The sequence below is a fragment of the Saprospiraceae bacterium genome, assembly GCA_026129545.1.
Taxonomy (GTDB): domain Bacteria; phylum Bacteroidota; class Bacteroidia; order Chitinophagales; family Saprospiraceae; genus M3007.
In genome coordinates, this window is sequence record JAHCHX010000001.1 from 1,381,625 (window position 1) to 1,400,634 (window position 19,010).

Consider the following 19,010-nt stretch of genomic DNA (forward strand, 5'->3'; position numbering starts at 1 on the left):
TTTCAGTTTGCTCATTTTTTCTCATCCAATCACTATCACAGCATGAAAAAATCTTTCTTGCTGGGGCTGCTCCTGTGTGCGGGTAGCCTTGGCTATGCACAGATATTGACCGTGAAAGACCGCGACTCTGGACAGCCTTTGGAAGTAGCCACCATCATCAGTGAGGCACCCAAAGCGCAACGGACAACCAATGCCGCCGGGCAGGCCGACTTGTCGGCATTTCGTGGGGCAGCGCGCATCGAAGTGCGGTTGCTCGGCTACAAGTCCGCCGCATATAGCTTTGTCGAGTTGGAAAGCGCCGGTTTCTTGGTCTATCTCTCCGCTGAAGGTCTGTCCCTCAATCAAGAGGTCGTCATTTCAGCCACCCGATGGAACCAATCGAAGCGAGAGGTGCCATCGAAAATCACCCGTATCGCACCGAGGGTAGTGGCCTTGCAAAACCCACAAACCGCCGCCGATTTGCTCGGCGGTTCGGGTGAGGTTTTTATCCAAAAAAGTCAGCAAGGCGGGGGAAGCCCCATGATTCGAGGGTTTTCCACCAATCGCGTGCTCCTGACGGTGGATGGCGTGCGCATGAACACCGCCATTTTTCGCAGCGGCAATTTGCAGAACGTCATCTCGCTCGACCCGTTTTCCATCGAAAACACGGAGGTGTTTTTTGGCCCCGGCTCGGTGGTGTTTGGGAGCGATGCCATTGGTGGCGCCATGAATTTCCAAACCCTCACGCCGCAATTGGCAACGGAGGATAAAACCTTTGTGAGCGGAAACGCCGTGGCCCGCATGGCATCGGCAAACAATGAGCGCACCGGACATTTCGACATAAATGTCGGCTGGGAGAAATGGGCTTTCGTCAGCAGCTTCTCGCACCACGATTTTGGCGATTTGCGCATGGGCACACATGGGCCGAGGGAGTATCTGCGAGCCTTTTTTGTCCAGCGGCAAGCGAATGCGGATGTGATGGTCACGAACGAAGACCCGCTCGTGCAGCGCCCGACTGGTTATGAGCAAATCAACCTGATGCAAAAAGTAAGGTTTGTGCCAAACGACAAATGGGATTTCAACTACGGCTTCCACTATTCCACCACTACCGACTATTCGCGCTACGACCGATTGCTGCGCGTGCGTGCCAACGGGCTGCCGAACAGCGCCGAATGGCTCTACGGCCCCCAAACTTGGGCCATGAACAACCTGACCGCCAACTATGGGACTGGCAATCGGCTTTTTGATGGCATGACCATTCGCCTCGCGCATCAATTTTTTGAGGAAAGCCGCATTGACCGCAACTTCGGCAATGCCTTACGGCGCAGCCGCGTGGAAAAGGTGCAAGCCTACTCCGCCAACCTTGATTTTTTCAAGGAAATAGGCCAACGCCAAAAGTTGTTTTATGGCTTGGAGGCCGTGTACAACGATGTCCGTTCGACAGGGACAGACAAAAACATCACTACCAACGAGGAAGTGGCAGGGCCAGCACGCTATCCGCGTTCCGACTGGGCATCGTACGCGGCATTTGCCACTTATCAGCATCGGCTCTCCAAGCAATTGCTGCTCCAAGCGGGAGCGCGGTACAATCAATTTGCGCTCAACGCCACCTTCGACACTACTTTTTACCCATTTCCCTATACCACGGCAAACCTGAACAATGGGGCGCTCACGGGTAGCGTCGGCATGGTTTACGACCCTGCCGAATCGTGGTCGCTGGCGCTCAACGCCTCCACGGGTTTTCGCTCGCCCAATGTGGACGATTTGGGAAAAGTGTTCGACTCCGAGCCGGGAGCGGTCATGGTGCCGAACCCCAACCTGAATGCCGAGTATGCCTACAATGTTGAGTTTGACATTGCCAAAGTGTTTGGGAAAAGGTTGAAAGTTGACGTGACAGGCTACTACACGATACTCCAAAACGCGCTTGTGCGGCGCCCCTTTACGTTGAACGGGCAAGACAGCATTATTTATGCGGGCGAGTTGAGCCAAGTGTTGGCCATTCAGAATGCGGCCAAAGCAACGGTGTATGGCTTGCAAGCCAGCATGGAACTCAAACTGACGGGCGGGTTCGGTTTGAGTTCTCAAATCAACTATCAGAAAGGCGAGGAAGAGTTGGACGACGGCACCATCAGTCCGTTGCGCCATGCAGCGCCATGGTTTGGGGCCACGCACCTGACCTATACCGCGCCGCGGCTTAGCCTTGATTTTTACTCCATGTACAGCGGAAAAGTGCCTTTCACCGAAATGCCGCAAGAAGAGCGGGGCAAAGGATACATCTACGCCATTGATGGCGAAGGAAACCCTTTCTCACCGGGGTGGTACACACTGAATTTCAAGGCGATGTACCAATTTTCCGAGAATTGGTCACTGAGCGGCGGCGTGGAAAACCTGACCGACCAGCGATACCGGCCCTACAGCTCGGGGTTGGTGGCAGCGGGGCGGAATTTTATTCTTTCGCTGCGAGCCAAGTTTTAGGCCATAACCAATTAGGCGTGGCATGACCGCTCATGGGAATCCTACTATATTATTGACCCAAAGTGGTCATGCCACACCTAATTTTCGATGCCCGTTTTTCCCAACGTTAAGTTTTTGGGAAAAACCCAAAATGCCTTTTCGGTTTCGGCAACGCGATGCTATTTTTGCAGCGCAAGAATTTTTAATCCTAATCTCATGAATACTTCGGCTTTGGCCGAACAGGCTCTCCTCGCATAGGTTCCCGTTCCCCTCGAAGTATCCGAACATCCCAAGTCTGTTTTTTTTTCAAAACGATGTAGCGACGCGTTGCCACGCTTGCGGCCATCTCTGTTTTAGCCCCTTTTAATGCTCAAACAACACAAAACGAACATCCTAATCACACTTCTCTCATGAAAAGAGCCTTACTCCTTGTCACCGCCCTTGTCGTTTGTTTCCGAATTTTTGGACAATTGCCTTCGGCGCAACCGCTTCCTTTTTCGCAAAACTGGTCGAATACCAGCCTCATCACCACCAACAATGACTGGACGGGGGTGCCCGGCATCATTGGCTTTCGGGGCGATGGACTTGCCGGCGCAACGGGCGTTGACCCCCAAACCATTTTGGTGGACAACAACCCCGGCGTGGTCAACGTAATCGCCAACCAAACCAACCCGAACGGCCTGACCACGGGCGGGGTCGCGGAATTTGAAATCATCAACCCGGTGGTGGCATTGCAAGGCTCCGGCACGGCCAGAGCGCCTTATATCCTAATCGCCATCAACACCCTTTGTCTCTCCGACATCACCGTGTCATACAATGTGCGCGACATAGACGGCTCGGCGGACAACGCGGTGCAACAAGTGGCGCTGCACTACCGCGTGGGCAATAGCGGAAACTACACGAACATACCCGAAGCCTACATCCCAGATGCCACCACTGGCCCCAACATGGCAACCCTTGTTACACCCATCAGCGTGGTGCTGCCTGCCGCTGCGAACAACCAATCTGTTGTTTATCTGCGCATTATGACCACCGACGCGGCGGGTAGCGACGAATGGGTAGGCATAGATGATATTGAAATCAACGGAACCCCGATAGTGGCGCTTATTAGCGGTTTGGGCAATTTTTGCATAGAGGGCGAATTGCCCATCACTATTGATATAGTGGGCGGCACTAGCCCTTACACAGTGGTTTACACAGATGGAGTCAATGAATTTACTGAAACAGATTTCATCAGCGGCACCACCCCCGTTCAGACCGTCAACATCAACACAACCTTTACTTTGGTTTCTGTGGAGGATGCGGGCGGATGCGCGGCGGGTGACTTGAGTGGCAACGCAATAGGATATGTGTCGGAAACTTTGCCGGAGATTGAAATTGTCACCCAAAGCGACCCATCGTGCGCAAACAATGATGGGACTATTGATATCAACGTGACAGGAGGGGCGTCCCCCTATGATTATTTGTGGACAACCAATGGAGGCAGTGGCCTGAACCCCGACGACGAAGACCAGACAACCTTGGGAGCGGGCACCTACGAAGTGTTGGTGACGGATGTGAATGGGTGTGAAGCGAACGCATCTGTCACATTGGAACAAGCACAAGGTTGCAACTGCGATATTGACATAGTCAGTATAGAAACAATTGATGAAACCTGTCCGGGCGACAATGATGGCTCTATAACGATTAATGCCGTCTGCACTACTTGCGAGTCTATTGAATACTCTATAGATGGCGGTATCAATTATCAACCGGACAATGTTTTCACAGGCCTCTCACCTAATACTTACAATGTAAAAGTGCGCGATAGTGCGGACCCCGATTGCACGGATGTCGGCATAGCGACGGTGAACGCCGGGGATGGCGTACCGCCCGTCTTTAACGGCCCTTTGCCTGAAGATGAAAACTATGAGTGCGGGGACATTGTGCCAGATGCCGCTACGCTTACCGCATCAGACGATGTTGACCAAGACGTTGAAGTAACGTTTTCGGAAAATGAAATACCGGGGTCGTGTGATGGCACTTCTACCATCGTCCGCACATGGACTGCTACCGACGACTGCGGCAATTCAACTCAACACACCCAAACAATCACCATTCACGATGACACCCCGCCCACTTTGGAAAACCTCCCAGACGATGTTTCCTTGACCATCAACTGCAACGAACCGTTGCCCACCCCATCGGGAGTGACAGCTACCGACAATTGTGACCCGGATGTTCAAGTTTCTATTTCTGAAACCGACAACGGAGCGTGCCCATTAGTCATCACGCGCACTTGGACGGCAACCGACTGTTCCGGGAATATGGCTTCCTTCGTTCAAACCATCACCGTCACCGACGACGAAGCCCCCATTTTCAACGCTCCCTTGCCGCAGGATATCACCGTCTCCTGCTCCGACCCCCTCCCTACCCCACCCTCCGTGACCGCATCCGACAATTGCGACCAAGGCGCGGTGCCGGAAGTAATTTTCATTAATGAAATCCACTACGACAACGTCGGCACCGACGTGGGCGAGTTTATCGAAATCGCTGGCACGGCAGGCATTGATTTGTCTCAATATCAACTCATTCTGTACAACGGCAACGGCGGCGTGGTGTACGACGAAAGAACATTGGGCGGCATCATTGACGACGAGGGCAACGGCTTCGGCGCGGTGGCCTTCTTTTATCCCGTCAACGGCATCCAAAACGGCTCACCCGATGGCATGGCGCTTATCAAACTGCCCAACACCGTGATTCAGTTTTTGAGTTATGAAGGCACGTTCGTCGCCACCAACGGCCCAGCCGCCGGACTCACCTCAATAGACATTGGTGTGGCCCAAGAGCCGCCCCCTGCCATCGGCCTTTCACTCCAACTCACGGGCGCAGGCCAGCAATATGGCGATTTCAATTGGGTTGGCCCAGTAGCCGAATCCCCCGGCTCGCTCAATGCAGGCCAGTCACTCGAACCCCTGCCGGGCACCATTCTGGCCACGTTGGAAGAAACCTCGATGATGGGCGACTGCGCGGGCGAAATGCTCGTGGTGCGCACATGGACGGCCACCGATGCTTGCGGCAACAGCGCCCAACACACGCAGACGATTTTCGTGTCGGACAACGATGCCCCGAATTTTGTCCCCCCTATACCACAGGATATTACGATTAGCTGCAGCGACCCCGTGCCACCCGCCGCCGATTTGCTCGCCACCGATTTCTGCGACGACGGCTCCGGCGCTCCGGCGATGGTTTGGATAAATGAAATTCACTACGACAACGTGGGCAACGACGTGAATGAATTTATCGAAATCGCTGGCACGGCAGGTGTTGACCTCTCCGCTTACTCTTTGTTCCTCTACAACGGCGCGGGCGGCGGCACCTACGGCTCCATGACCCTGAGCGGCATCATTCCCAACCAAAGCAACGGATTTGGCACAGTCGCCTTTTTCTACCCCGTCAACGGCCTGCAAAATGGCTCGCCAGACGGCATGGCATTGGTGACGGGTGGCATGGTCGTGCAATTTTTGAGTTATGAAGGTACGTTCGTGGCAGTAGGTGGCCCGGCCAATGGCCTGCTTTCCACCGACATTGGCGTGGAAGAAGACGGCAACACCCCGATTGGATTTTCACTCCGACTAAGCGGCACCGGAAACAAGTATTCAGACTTCACTTGGAACCCTCCCGCACCCGCAACCCCCAACGCCATCAACACCGGCCAATTCTTTACCCCGGTGCAGACTGGCCTGCAAGTCAATTTTGAGGAAACCAATACCCAAGGCGACTCTCCTGAATCCTGCGATTTCTACAACTACACCATCACGCGCACTTGGACGGTGGAGGATGATTGCGGCAACGGCAACACCCATGTCCAAGTGATTACCGTTCAAGACATTACGCCGCCGACGTTCAATGGCGTTCCGGCCAACGTGACGCTTAGCTGCGCACAACCCATACCCGCTGCCCCGACCAACGTAACCGCCTCCGACAATTGCTCCGCCACTTCGTCTGTGATTTTCAACGAAGTCAGCACAAAAGGCGCGAACCCCGCCAACTGCAATTTTTACTCTTACACCATCACGCGCACTTGGTCGGCCTCCGACGTGTGCGGCAACGTGGGCGCAAGCACCCAAATCATCACGGTGCAGGACAATCAAGCCCCCGTCGTCAATTGTCAGAACATCACGGTCAGCCTCAACAACTTCGGCACCGTGACCATCACGGGCGCTTCGGTTGGCTTTTCGGCAACGGACAATTGCGCGGCACCAGCCAACCTCAACGTGTTGGCCAACCCGGTGACTTTCACCTGCGCACAGGCTGGTACCACCCAGCCATACGTTTTGCAAGTGACAGACCCATGCGGCAATGTCGGCGTTTGCACAGCGCAAGTGACCATACTGCCCTTCCCGCGCTGTGTTCCAAAAATCCTGATTTCCGACCCGTGTGTCTGCAAAAACAACGCAACCACGTTGTTTAACGGCCAATTTGGGGAAACACTCAAAATCGAATCCTTAGCTGGAAAAACTTGGACGATCATCGCGGTGAACGGCTTGTTCGCAGCCAACAGCCCGCCGCCGCCTTCCGCCCCCTTCCCCATTCAAATCGGCACACAGTTCGTCGAAAACCCGCTGAACAGCGGCGACTATTTCCTGAGCGGCGTACACATTGACGACCTCGGTTATTCCATCACCGTCCAGAGCGAGAGCGGCGAAGTGCTTACCGTCGGCAACTCTTGCAAATACCCAAATCCTGAAATCACCGCTGATTTGAGCGGGCCGTTCTGCCTCTACTCCCAGCCAGTCAATCTAACAGGCATACCCGGCGACAACAACATTGTCAGCCAAGGCTTCACCGTCAATGGCGCGCCAGCCACCGTTTTCAACCCCGGTGCAGGCGTAGGGCCTTATGTCATAGAATACACGGTCAATGGCGGCGTACCCAAAGCAGCAGGCCCCGACGACCCCGGCTGCATCCAAAAAATAACGGTATTTGTCAACGTAGTGGCAACGCCCGGCAATCTGGCGTGCAACGACTTGGTGTATGTCTCGTTGGGGCCGGATTGTGTCACAGAAGTCACGCCAGACATGATTCTGGACGGCACTTATGGATGCTTCGACGACTACACCGTTTCCCTAAAAACCACAACTGGTCAAAATGTGGGCAACACCGTTACATCTGCCAACGTGGGTCAAACACTCGTCGCCACCGTGACCCATTTGGTGAGTGGAAATAAATGTTGGGGAAACATAAAGGTGGAAGACAAGTTACCTCCCACCATCCAATGCGCGGATATTACCCTCAACTGCGCCATCACCAACGCCTCCCCCAATTATTTGGCGGGCGTGTTGGGCATCGTGACCGCCTTCCCGAATGTCATTGATTGCTCCCCGGCCAGTTCCTCCTATATTGATACTTGGACAAACTTGGATTGCAACCAAAGCTTCAACGGCTTCAACAACCTGAGCGGCTACATCACACGCAAATGGACAGCCAAAGACATCTGGAACAACACATCCTCCTGCATTCAGTACATCTACTTCCCCCGCATCAATGCATCCAGCATCAATCTGCCGGCCGATGTGACAGTAAGCTGTACCAACGATAATAGTGGAAACATTGCCGTCACAGGTGCGCCGTTTATCAATGCGTTTGGCCAACAATTTCCACTCTATCCTGATGCAGGCTACTGCGAATTGAACGCCATCTTCACAGACCAAATCATCAAAATCTGCGATGGAACGGTCAAAATTTTGCGCACATGGACCATTCTCGACTGGTGCGACCCAATGGGCGCATCAAACCCCATTTTCCATGTACAGCTGATAAAAGTAGTGGATGAAGCCGGCCCCGCCATCTCGTGCCCAGCCGACCTGACGGTCTCGACCGACCCGTTCTCGTGCTGCGCCATCGTGAACCTTCCCGACGTGATTATCCGCGACAACTGCTCGCGCATCAACAACATCGGCGGGATGATAATCGGCATAGACCCGTTCACGCTGGACACCATCGGGATGTTCCCCATCGGCGGCCAGCTGACCAACTTCCCGGGCAACAACCTGTGGGACCTCGACACGTTGGGCGCCTTTGGCCTGACGCCGTGCCTGCCCGCCGGCACGCACACGGTCATCTACCAGGCCGAGGACGACTGCGGCAACACCTCGACGTGCTCGTTCCGCCTGACGGTTCGCGACTACGTTCCGCCGGTGGCGGCCTGCACCGAGTTCACGGTGGTGAGCATCGGTGTTGACGACCCGTACGACTGCTACGGCCCCGGGGGCTTCCTGGGCGTGCCGCCCGCCCTGGGCGACTGCGAGTTTGGCGGCGTGACGTGGGTGAAGGCCTCGACGTTCGACCAAGGCTCGTACGACAACTGCAACAACATCAAGTTCACGATACAGCGGATGGCGCCGTACTCTGACTGCATCAACTCGCTGAACTCCATCAACGGCTTTTTGCCGTGCGACGACCAGTTCCCGGACTTCCCGAGCGAGTTCGAGCGCGCGGTGGCGGAACAGGACTCCATCAAGTTCTACTGCTGCGAGGTAGGCACGACGCAGACGGTGATACTGCGCGTGTACCAGTTGGACGCCTTCGGCAACTTCGCCATCGGCCCCGACGGCACTCCGATACACAACACCTGCATGATAGACGTGCTGGTTCAGGACAAAATCAAGCCCGTGTGCATCTCGCCGGCGAACGTGACGGTCTCGTGCGAGGCCTTCGACCCGAGCCTGTGGGCGTACGGCAAGCCGACGGTGCAGGACAACTGCTGCCTCGACGAGAACCGGGTGTACCAGGGCCAGTGCGGCCTTGAGCACTCGGCGAGCTACGCGCTGTTCGACACGCTGTGCAACCGGGGCACCATCACGCGGACGTTCCGCGTGTACGACTGCCACGGCCAGTCCACGCAGTGCACGCAGCGCATCGTGGTGACGTACGAGCAGGACTACTGGATACGGTTCCCCAACGACGTCATCGTGACGGTGTGCGACGGCACGGGCAACTACGGCGCGCCGACGTTCAACGGCGCCCAGGACTGCGAGCTGCTGGGCGTGTCGTTCGAGGATCAGGTGTTCACGGTGGTTCCGGACGCCTGCTTCAAGATAGAGCGGACGTGGACCATCATCAACTGGTGCACCTACAACCCGAACGCCAACTGCGTGACGGTTCCGAACCCGGAGCCGAACGCGACGGCGAACTCACCGCAGAACCTGACGGGCCCGACGGTGTCGCCGTGCGGCACGCCCGCCCCGTGGGCTCCGACGAACGTGGCCATCGCCCCCGGCCAGGCGCCGACGAACTTCTGCACGTTCTGGTCCGCGACGGCGAACTGCTACCGGTACAAGCAAATCATCAAGATAATAGACAACCAGAAGCCGACGGTTGACTGCCCGGCCTCCCCGGTGGAGTACTGCGACCTGTCGGCGAACGACCCGCTGCTGTGGAACCAGTCGTACTGGTGGGACGGCGTGTCGCACGACCTTTGCGAGGGCGACGCCCCGCTGAGCATCACGGCGACGGACGCCTGCTCCGGCGCGAACGTGAACATCACCTACCTGCTGTTCCTCGACTTGGACGGCGACGGCTCGATGGAGACGGTGGTGTCGAGCAACAACCCGCCGGCTCCCGGCACGGTGAACTACAACAACCTCGGCACGCCGAACTACTCTGGCGGCACGCCGCGGGTGTTCGACGGTCGCCCGGTTCCGGCCGCGCAGGTGTACCGCTGGGCGGTGCACTACACGACGAGCGGCACGTCCCGCACGGCTGCGGTGCAGTGGAAGACACAGGCGCAGCTGCCGACGCCGGCCAACCCGAACGGCACGTCCGGCGTGGTTCCGCAACTGCCCTACGGGACGCACAAAATCAAGTGGACCATCTCCGACGGCTGCGGCAACGAGGAGACTTGCGAGTACCACTTCGTGGTGAAGGACTGCAAGGCCCCGACGGTGGTGTGCCTGCACGGCCTGTCGGTGAACATCATGCCGACGAAGATGATAACGCTGTGGGCATCCGACTTTTTGCAGTACGGCGAGGACAACTGCACGCCGTCGAACCTGTTGAAGTACGGCATCCGCAAGGCTGGCCAGGGCACGGGCTTCCCGGTCGACGCGCAGGGCAACCCCATCACGTCGGTGACGTTCACCTGCGCGGAGCTGGGCCAGCAGCCGGTGGAACTGTGGGTGCAGGATTTGGCGGGCAACGCCGACTTCTGCCTGACGTACCTTGACGTGCAGGACAACGCGGGCAACTGCGGCAACAACAACATCAACGTGGCCGGCGCGCTGAAGACCGAGGACGCGCAAGGCCTCGAGGACGCGAACGTGAACCTGCAGAGCGGCGCGATGAGCCACTTCGCGATGACGGACGCCGACGGCAAGTACCAGTTCAACGGCCTGGTGGCGCAGAACGCGCCGTACACGGTGACGCCGACGAAGGACGACAACCCGCTCAACGGGGTCTCGACGTTCGACCTGGTGCTCATCTCGAAGCACATCCTGGGCCTCGAGCCGTTGAACAGCCCGTACAAGATGATAGCGGCGGACGCGAACAAGTCGAACTCCATCACGACGTTCGACATCGTGGAGCTGCGCAAGCTCATCCTCGGCATCTACACCGAGCTTCCGAACAACACCTCTTGGCGCTTCGTGGACAAGTCGTTCGCGTTCCCCAACCAGGCCAACCCGTTCCAGACGCAGTTCCCCGAAATCAAGACGGTGAGCGGCTCCGCGGTTGACCAGTTGAACGAGGACTTCGTGGCGGTGAAGGTTGGCGACGTGAACGGCACGGCGATACCGAGCTCGCTGCTGTCAGGCGACGACCGCACGGCCGGCACGCTGCTGTTCGACGTGGACGACCGCGAGTTGCGCGCGGGCGAGTTGGCGACGGTGACGTTCCGCGCCGCCGAGCGCGTGCAGGGCTGGCAGTTCACGCTGAACCTGTCGGGCCTCGAGGTCGCCTCCATCGAGGAGGGCGAGAAGGTGCGGGCGTCGAACTTCGGCGTGTTCGCCGACGCGCTGACCACTTCTGTTGACGGCGACGCGGCCGAGTTCTCGGTGACGTTCCGCGCCGCGAGGGCCGGCCGCTTGAGCGAGATGCTGGGCGTTTCGAGCCGCATCACGCGGGCGGAGGCCTACTCGCTGTCGAGCGACCGCATGGAGGTGGCGCTGCGCTTCAACGGCGCGGGCGGCGCGACCATCGCGGGCGTCGGCTTCGAGCTGTACCAGAACCAGCCCAACCCGTTCGTGAACAAGACGGTCATCGGCTTCCACCTGCCAGAGGCGGCGGATGCCACGCTGACGGTGTTCGACGAGAGCGGCCGCCTGCTGTTCGTGCAGAAAGGCTCGTTCGCCAAGGGTCACAACGCCATCGCCGTCGACCGCGCCCTGCTGGGCACCAGCGGCCTGATGTACTACAAACTGGAGACCTCCACCGACTCGGCAACCAAGAAAATGGTGCAGACGAAGTGAGGTTGAATGGGCTGGGAGGATACCTGATTCGTCGGGCGAATTGAAATCGTCCGACGAATGCACAAAAGAAAATGCCCCGACTTCGTGGTGACGCGGTCGGGGCATTTGTATTGGAAGAACAGGCTATTGTTGTGTCCGGCGAATGCTCGTTTCAAATCAGATAATTGATGCCGAAAAACAAAACGAGATAAATCCAAAGCCCGTCGAGAAAGTGCCAATAAAGGGTCAACAAGCGGAGCTTCAGCCTTTTTTCCGGGTCGGAAAAATAGACCAATACCGTGACGGGGTCCACCATGCGTTTTTTTGCGGTGCGATAAAACAGCATTAGAAATGGCAGCCCCGCCACCACGTGCGCAAGATGAACAAAGGAAATGACATAGAGATAAGCCGTCGTGGTAGAAGTATTGAGGGCGACATTGTGGCTAAACAACCACCACCAAGCGACGGTCTGCATCAGCATGAAGAGCAAAGAGAGCCATATTGTGTGTTTTAAGTTTTGCTGATAACCTTCGGTGTCATCATTGAGGTAGCAACGTTTGGCGCGAATCATGGTCCAACTGCTGCTCAGCAAAATTAGCGTATTGAAAACAAACAAAAAGGGTATCTGAACTGGCGGCACGTTCATTGTCACCCGCGTGTAAACGTATGACACAGTGAGCGCCAAAAATAGCGCCGAAAGGCCAAACAGCAGGATGAACAACATGACGTTGTTGGGATGAAAAATGAATTCGTCTCTTTGTTGTGTTTGATTTTGCTGCACGATGTGAGAAATTAAAAAGACTGAGACATGAGGACAATGGCTGACAAAGCCAAGACTATACCAAGCCAATTAAGCCGCGAAAGCCGCTCCTGAAACAGCCAAACCGCGCCGATGGTTGTGATGAAAATGATACACACATTCAGAACGGGAAACAGGAACGAACCTTCCAACCCACTACCTAGCGCCATCAACAAAAAAAGCATGCTGCCGTAGTTGGGGATACCAAGCGCAATGCCCGCCGCCACGTTGCGCCATGAAAAAATCAATCGCCCGCTCCACCAGCCGTAAATGGCGGCGCACAGCCCTATGATACCTGCCATGCCAAACACGGCACTGATGAACGCAGGGTCGTTCGGGTCGGCCATCCCCTCTTTTTGAACCCTTATAAACAGTATTTCGATAACCCCCGCCAGCAGCCATGTGAGCAACGGAATCAACAACAACACTTTTTCCCCCTTCCAAGTCAGCGTGTTTGGTTGTTGTTCAACCGACGGCAGGGTGCTATCATTATGCGACTGAACGGGCGGTTTCGCATGGGGCCAGTTCACCAAGACAATCGCGGCCAAGGCCAATAAAAAGCCCGCAATTTTCCCCGTGCCAGCAGATTCGCCATACACCAAAACCGCAAATGGCACGGTCATCAAAATGGACATTCTTTGCATGATTTGGCTGACCATGACCCCGAAATAGCGCACAGTCAACGCCGCCCCATTGAAGCCCCCTATGAACACCAAACCCAACACCACTGAATAGGGAAACCAAGGTTTGGCAGCATTGGCAAAAGAGAGCGGGAAGTGCCCGATGTGCAGCCATCCACACAAGACACAGGTAACGTAATTGAACACGATTGCTTGGAAGCCATCCACCCGGAAGCGGACGAAAAGTTTGAAGATGAAACCAAGCAACACCGAACAGGCCACCGCCAACAGCAAATAAAACATGATTCGAAAATTTTGGACGGGTAAAGGTATGTTATGCTTTTGCGCTTTGTCGAGCGCATATTTGGGCTTTTATGTAGGTTTGCGAAGCATTAATCAAAAAAATCCGTTCCATGCGACACATTTACTGCTACGTCTTCATCTTGCTGTGTGTTTTTTCCTGTCAAAAATCGAGTGTTCCGGTTGGCAGCAGACTTGAAAAAAAGTCGGAACCTTATGACCAATTTGCCTTTCAGCGTTCTTTCCCCGACCGCGATTTTGATTGGAAAGGCTGGAAAAAAGCCATCAACGCTGCCCGCGAAGCAGAATGGGCCGTGCAGGAACGCAATGGCACGGGGTGCGTGGGCAACACCACCAACTGGACCCTGCAAGGGCCTGCCAATATCGGAGGGCGCGTCAACACCCTTGCCGTAAAACCCGACGACGAGTACACAGTGTTGGCGGGCTTTTCCGCCGGGGGTATTTTCAAAAGCACGGATGGCGGCATCAACTGGAAACCCGTGTTCGACGAACATATCGAACTCTCCATTGGTCACATTGTCTTTGACCCCACCAATCCAAACGTGGTGTACGCCGGCACCGGCGACCCCAATATCCCTTCCATCGTGTTCAACGGAGATGGCGTGTTCAAAAGCACCGACGCGGGGGATACTTGGCAATATCTTGGATTGGAGCAACAGGGCATCGTGTCAAAAATTCAGATTGACCCCACCAACCCCAAAATCATATACGTCGCCACCATGGGCAACCCCTTTATGCGCGACAACGAGCGCGGGATTTACAAAACAACGGATGGCGGCCTCACTTGGCAACAGGTGCTTTTTGTGAGCAATCAGGCTGGCGCGAGCGACCTTGTCATCAATCCAAACAACCCGCAAATACTGTACGCTTCTTTTTGGGACCGCATTCGCAACAATCAAGAGTCGGTCATTTATGGCCCTCATGCCCGTGTCTATAAAACCACCGACGGAGGCGCTACTTGGACGCATCTCGGCGGCGGGTTGCCTACTGGCATCATGGGCCGCACCGGGTTGGCTATGTCCGCTCAAAACCCCGACAAATTGTACGTCGTTTACATTGATTCGCTCTCCACGCCGGGCGGACTTTACAAAACCACCAATGGCGGCACGTCGTGGACATCTGTCAACATTGATGCCTTGGAAGACAAATGCGCCGATTTTGGCTGGTATTTTGGCAAAATAGACTTACACCCCGACGACGACGAGGAAATCTACTTTCATGCCATCATCATGTGGCGGAAAGCCGCCAACGGCTCCGCTTGGATGACAGCAGCTGGCGGACACGCAGACAGCCACGACCTCGCGTTCACCCCTTCCGGCAGGCGATATTGGGCCAACGACGGGGGTGTGTATCGAAAAGAACTCAACCTACCCTATTGGATACGCTGCAACAACCTGCCAACCACGCAATTCTACCACACCAACTACAACCCTCACACACCTAACGTTTATTGGGGCGGTGCGCAGGACAACGGCATCAACAAAGGCAATGGCACGGCCATCAACAACTGGGCAAGTGTCTATCCTGCCGATGGCTTTCGCAGCGTGTTTCACCCCAGCGACCCCAACACCTACTGGGTGGAAATTCAAAATGGCAGCATCAACAAAACCACCGATGGCGGCGCGACATGGCAAACAGGCAAAACCTGTCTTGGCACGGGGGACCGCTGCAACTGGGACACCCCCTATTTCATGAGCGCCCATAATCCCGACATCCAATATGCCGCCACTTTTCGTGTCTATGCTTCCTCCGATGGCAACATCTGGTCGCCCATCTCTGGCGATTTGACCGATGGCATCATTTATGGGCCGCGTTTCCATACCATCTCTGCCCTCAACGAATCGCCCGTATTGCCGCAAAAACTCTATGCGGGCACAAGCGATGGCAATGTGTGGCGGCGCGAGCCTAATACAGGCTGGGTCAACATAACCGACGGCCTGCCAGACAGATATGTCACTTCCGTGCATGGCTCCACGACCCTGCCCAACCGCATTTTTGTCAGTCATTCCGGCTTCCGCGACAACGACTATATACCCCACGTTCATCGCTCCGATGACAACGGGCAGTCGTGGAAGGACATTTCCGGCAACCTTCCCCAAATACCGGTCAACGACTTGCTCATCCTGCCCCAACACGCCGACTCTATCCTTTTTGCGGCAACTGATGCGGGCGTATATTTCACCCTTAACGGGGGTGGCTCATGGGGACGATTGGGTGGCAATATACCCTTTGTCCCCGTGTTCGATTTGGAACATAACCCCGTGCGCAAGGAACTCGTGGCAGCCACATATGCGCGAGGTATTTGGACATTCCCGCTCGACTCGGTCTTTCTGCAAACACCCGCCGCATTGGTCAACGTAGGCGGAGCTATACAAACAGAAGCAGGCGAAGGGGTGGCTTTCACGGACGTGAATGGCCAAACGACCAACGCAAGCGGCGTTTTCGGCCTCGCCAACGTGCCGGGCTGCCAATCCTACACGCTTGCCCCTTACAGAGACGACACTCCGCTCAATGGGGTCAGCACGTTTGACTTAGTGCTGATTTCCAAGCACATACTCGGTTTGGAACCCCTGAACTCGCCCTATAAAATAATTGCCGCCGATGCAAACAAAAGCAATTCCGTGACGACGTTCGACATTGTGACGTTGCGCAAACTCATTCTTGGCATTGACACGGTTATCTCAAACAACACCTCTTGGCGTTTTGTGCCCAAGTCCTTCCTCTTCCCCAACCAAGCCAACCCTTTCCAAACCCATTTTCCCGAAAACCTCGAAGTCTTTGTGCAAGACGCATCTGTCAACGGGCTGGATTTTACGGCCATCAAGGTCGGCGACGTGAACGGCTCGGCCATTGCCAACTTGTCCGGCGCGGCGGAGGAGCGCATCTCGGGCGAGTGGCCTGTTTACTATCAAACAATTGATTTCGAGAAAGATAAAATCGCGGTGGCCGAATTAAGCGGAGCCGTTGACGAATTGGCTGGCATACAGTTTACCCTCTGTTTCGACACCGATAAGTTGGATTTTTTGAAAGTGGAACCGCTTCTACCGGGATTGACGAGCGAAAATTTTGGCACTCACCGAGTAGCCGATGGTATTTTGACAGCCTGCTTTGAAAACATGAGCGCAATAAAAAAGCCTTTGCATACAAACCAAGCGCCCAAGCCCCTTTTCAGGGTCGTCTTCAAAGCAAAATCCGATGGAACCATGCACCGCAGCTTGCAACTGGACGAGTCCCCCACCCGTTCGCTTGCTTTCCAACCAGATGGGACGAGCCTAAAGCCCGTATTGGAAATGCAAGTCGCCCCTACTTTGCAGTCGCCATCCGTGCGTGTGTGGCCCAACCCTTTTGGTGCCACAGGCGTTTGGCTTGAAACAAAAGGCATGGAAGCTGATGCCACCCTAAGCGTTTTTGACCAAGAGCGCCGCCTTGTGTTGCAACGCACTGTGGCAGGTGCGGAAAGGATATTCATTGCGGCAGATGTTTTTTCCGCCGCTGGCACTTATTTTTATGAAATAACTGGTGAAAAAACAATAAACGGCAAGCTCGTCTATACTCCTTAATAATGGCACAAACAATCGTTTTTTCAACTTTGGCCCTCGCACTGATTTTGTTTGCGTGGGGTAAAATTCGTCACGATATCGTTGCTATTATTTGTCTATTGGTATTGGTGTTCACGCAAGTGGTGCCTGCCAACGAAGCGTTCATGGGCTTTGCGCATCCGGCTGTCATTACAGTTGCCGTTATATTGATAGTAAGCAATGGTTTGCAGAAGTCCGGCCTCGTAGATGTAATAGGCCATTGGGTAATGAAATTGGGCGATAGCCTTGTGCTGCAAATTGCTGTGCTATCCGCCATAGTTTGTGTTGCTTCTGCGTTTATGAACAATGTGGGCGCTTTGGCAGTATTGATGCCAGTAGCCATACACATAGCCAACAAAAGCAAGCATTCCCCTTCCTATATCCTGATGCCAATAGCCTTCGCCTCACTATTGGGCGGCATGACGACTTTGATAGGCACACCACCGAACATAATAGTAGCCGCTTTTAGACAAGAGACATTAGGGACACCTTTCCAGATGTTCGACTTTGCTTACGTTGGGGTGGGACTTTCTGTTGCTGGGCTTGCATTTATCTCAGTAATAGGTTGGCGCTTGTTGCCTGAAAGAGGCAGCAAGGAACAAGACAAAGGACAGTTCAACATAGAAGACTATATTACAGAGATAGAAATAACAGAAGAGTCGAAACTCAATGGACATCCCCTCAGCGAAATAGGCGGTCTCACCGAATGTGATGTTCAAGTGTTGCGCATTGTGCGCGACAATCACCTCATCCACGCGCCGGACATGAGCATGGTGCTACGCCCGGGCGACATCGTCACGATAGAAGCGGATTCGGAGGAACTAAAAACCTTCGTGGAAAAAAGCAAGGGCAAATTGGTAGGCAAAGGGGAAAGCAGTGACGACGAGACGATTGGAGGAGAGCATATCACTACCGTGGAAGTGGTGGTGATGGCCAACGCGCCCATTTTCAACCAAACAGCCGCTGGGCTTCGGATGCGCTCGCGCTATGGTGTGAATTTGCTGGCCATATCCCGTCAGGGTAGTCGAATCCGTCGGCGACTCGACCATGTGATATTCAGGGCTGGTGATGTGTTGTTGCTTCAGGGCGACGCGAACAAAATCCACGACACATTGAACGATATGGGGTGTCTGCCATTGGCCGACCGGGGGTACATCATCGAAAAGCCGCAAAAAATCGTGTTGGCGCTGTCCATTTTTGCCTTGGCGCTTTTTCTCATCATCACCAATGTCACACAGGTGCAAATAGCCTTCACGCTGGCCGCCTTGCTGATGGTTTTGACCAAAGTAATTTCTGTGAGGGAAATATACACGAGTGTTGACTGGCCAGTAGTCGTATTGCTGGGGTCATTGCTGCCTGTCGGCACTGCGTTGGAGACGACAGGCGGCTCCAACCTAATAGCCGCCCAAATACTGCGATTGGGTGACCAAATTCCCGTGTGGGGCATGATTGCCGTGCTCTTGGTGGTCACCATGTTCCTGTCTGACATCATCAACAACGCGGCAACTGTGGTGCTCATGGCACCCGTCAGCGTCAGTGTAGCCAATGGCTTGGGCGCGTCGGTTGACCCATTTCTGATGACGGTGGCACTGGGCGCATCTTGCGCATTCCTAACACCCATCGGCCACCAATCCAACACTTTGGTAATGGGGCCGGGAGGCTACAAATTCACCGATTACTGGCGCATGGGGCTGCCTTTGGAGATTCTGATACTGCTGCTCGGGGTGCCACTGATATTGTATTTCTGGCCTGCCTGAATCTCGTCGCGGCGCAGATGTGGACATGACCGCCTGCGGGATTGTTGGTTTGTCAATGCGCTCGAAGCGGTTGTGCC

At 55.1% G+C, this 19,010-nt stretch carries 6 protein-coding genes; 4 read left to right on the forward strand and 2 right to left on the reverse strand.

All coding sequences use genetic code 11. The annotated features are described in order from the left end of the window. The first annotated feature begins 42 nt into the window (after positions 1-42). Positions 43-2,454, forward strand: coding sequence for a TonB-dependent receptor (locus KIS77_05155; GenBank protein ID MCW5921710.1), 2,412 nt, complete (start codon positions 43-45; stop codon positions 2,452-2,454). Between the two features lie 389 nt (positions 2,455-2,843). Continuing rightward, the gene (locus KIS77_05160; GenBank protein MCW5921711.1) at positions 2,844-11,879 is read left to right on the forward strand and encodes a hypothetical protein; all 9,036 of its coding nucleotides are present in this window, start codon (positions 2,844-2,846) and stop codon (positions 11,877-11,879) included. Positions 11,880-12,030: 151 nt separating this feature from the next. Here KIS77_05160 and KIS77_05165 read toward each other — a convergent pair whose 3' ends face one another. Together KIS77_05165 and KIS77_05170 are read right to left on the reverse strand one after the other, a co-directional pair. Then, a complete protein-coding gene (locus tag KIS77_05165) occupies positions 12,031-12,582 on the reverse strand; it encodes a cytochrome c oxidase subunit 3 (GenBank protein MCW5921712.1) in 552 nt (183 codons plus the stop codon). A gap of 68 nt (positions 12,583-12,650) precedes the next feature. Beyond that, on the reverse strand, positions 12,651-13,580 hold the full coding sequence (locus KIS77_05170; protein MCW5921713.1) for a hypothetical protein: 930 nt from the start codon (positions 13,578-13,580) through the stop codon (positions 12,651-12,653). 110 nt (positions 13,581-13,690) lie between these two features. Here KIS77_05170 and KIS77_05175 point away from each other — a divergent pair, with 110 nt between their 5' ends. Both KIS77_05175 and KIS77_05180 read left to right on the forward strand, forming a co-directional pair. Further along, positions 13,691-17,158, forward strand: coding sequence for a hypothetical protein (locus KIS77_05175; GenBank protein MCW5921714.1), 3,468 nt, complete (start codon positions 13,691-13,693; stop codon positions 17,156-17,158). 2 nt (positions 17,159-17,160) lie between these two features. Further along, positions 17,161-18,933 carry an SLC13 family permease gene (locus KIS77_05180; GenBank protein MCW5921715.1) on the forward strand — a complete coding sequence of 591 codons (1,773 nt, stop codon included), beginning with the start codon at positions 17,161-17,163 and terminating at the stop codon, positions 18,931-18,933. The last annotated feature ends 77 nt before the right edge of the window (positions 18,934-19,010 follow it).

Coding starts and splice junctions, on each gene's coding strand:
- KIS77_05155 (MCW5921710.1), top strand. CDS start 43: ATGAAAAAATCTTTCTTGCTGGGGCTGCTCCTGTGTGCGGGTAGCCTT.
- KIS77_05160 (MCW5921711.1), top strand. CDS start 2,844: ATGAAAAGAGCCTTACTCCTTGTCACCGCCCTTGTCGTTTGTTTCCGA.
- KIS77_05165 (MCW5921712.1), bottom strand. CDS start 12,582: ATGTTGTTCATCCTGCTGTTTGGCCTTTCGGCGCTATTTTTGGCGCTC.
- KIS77_05170 (MCW5921713.1), bottom strand. CDS start 13,580: ATGTTTTATTTGCTGTTGGCGGTGGCCTGTTCGGTGTTGCTTGGTTTC.
- KIS77_05175 (MCW5921714.1), top strand. CDS start 13,691: ATGCGACACATTTACTGCTACGTCTTCATCTTGCTGTGTGTTTTTTCC.
- KIS77_05180 (MCW5921715.1), top strand. CDS start 17,161: ATGGCACAAACAATCGTTTTTTCAACTTTGGCCCTCGCACTGATTTTG.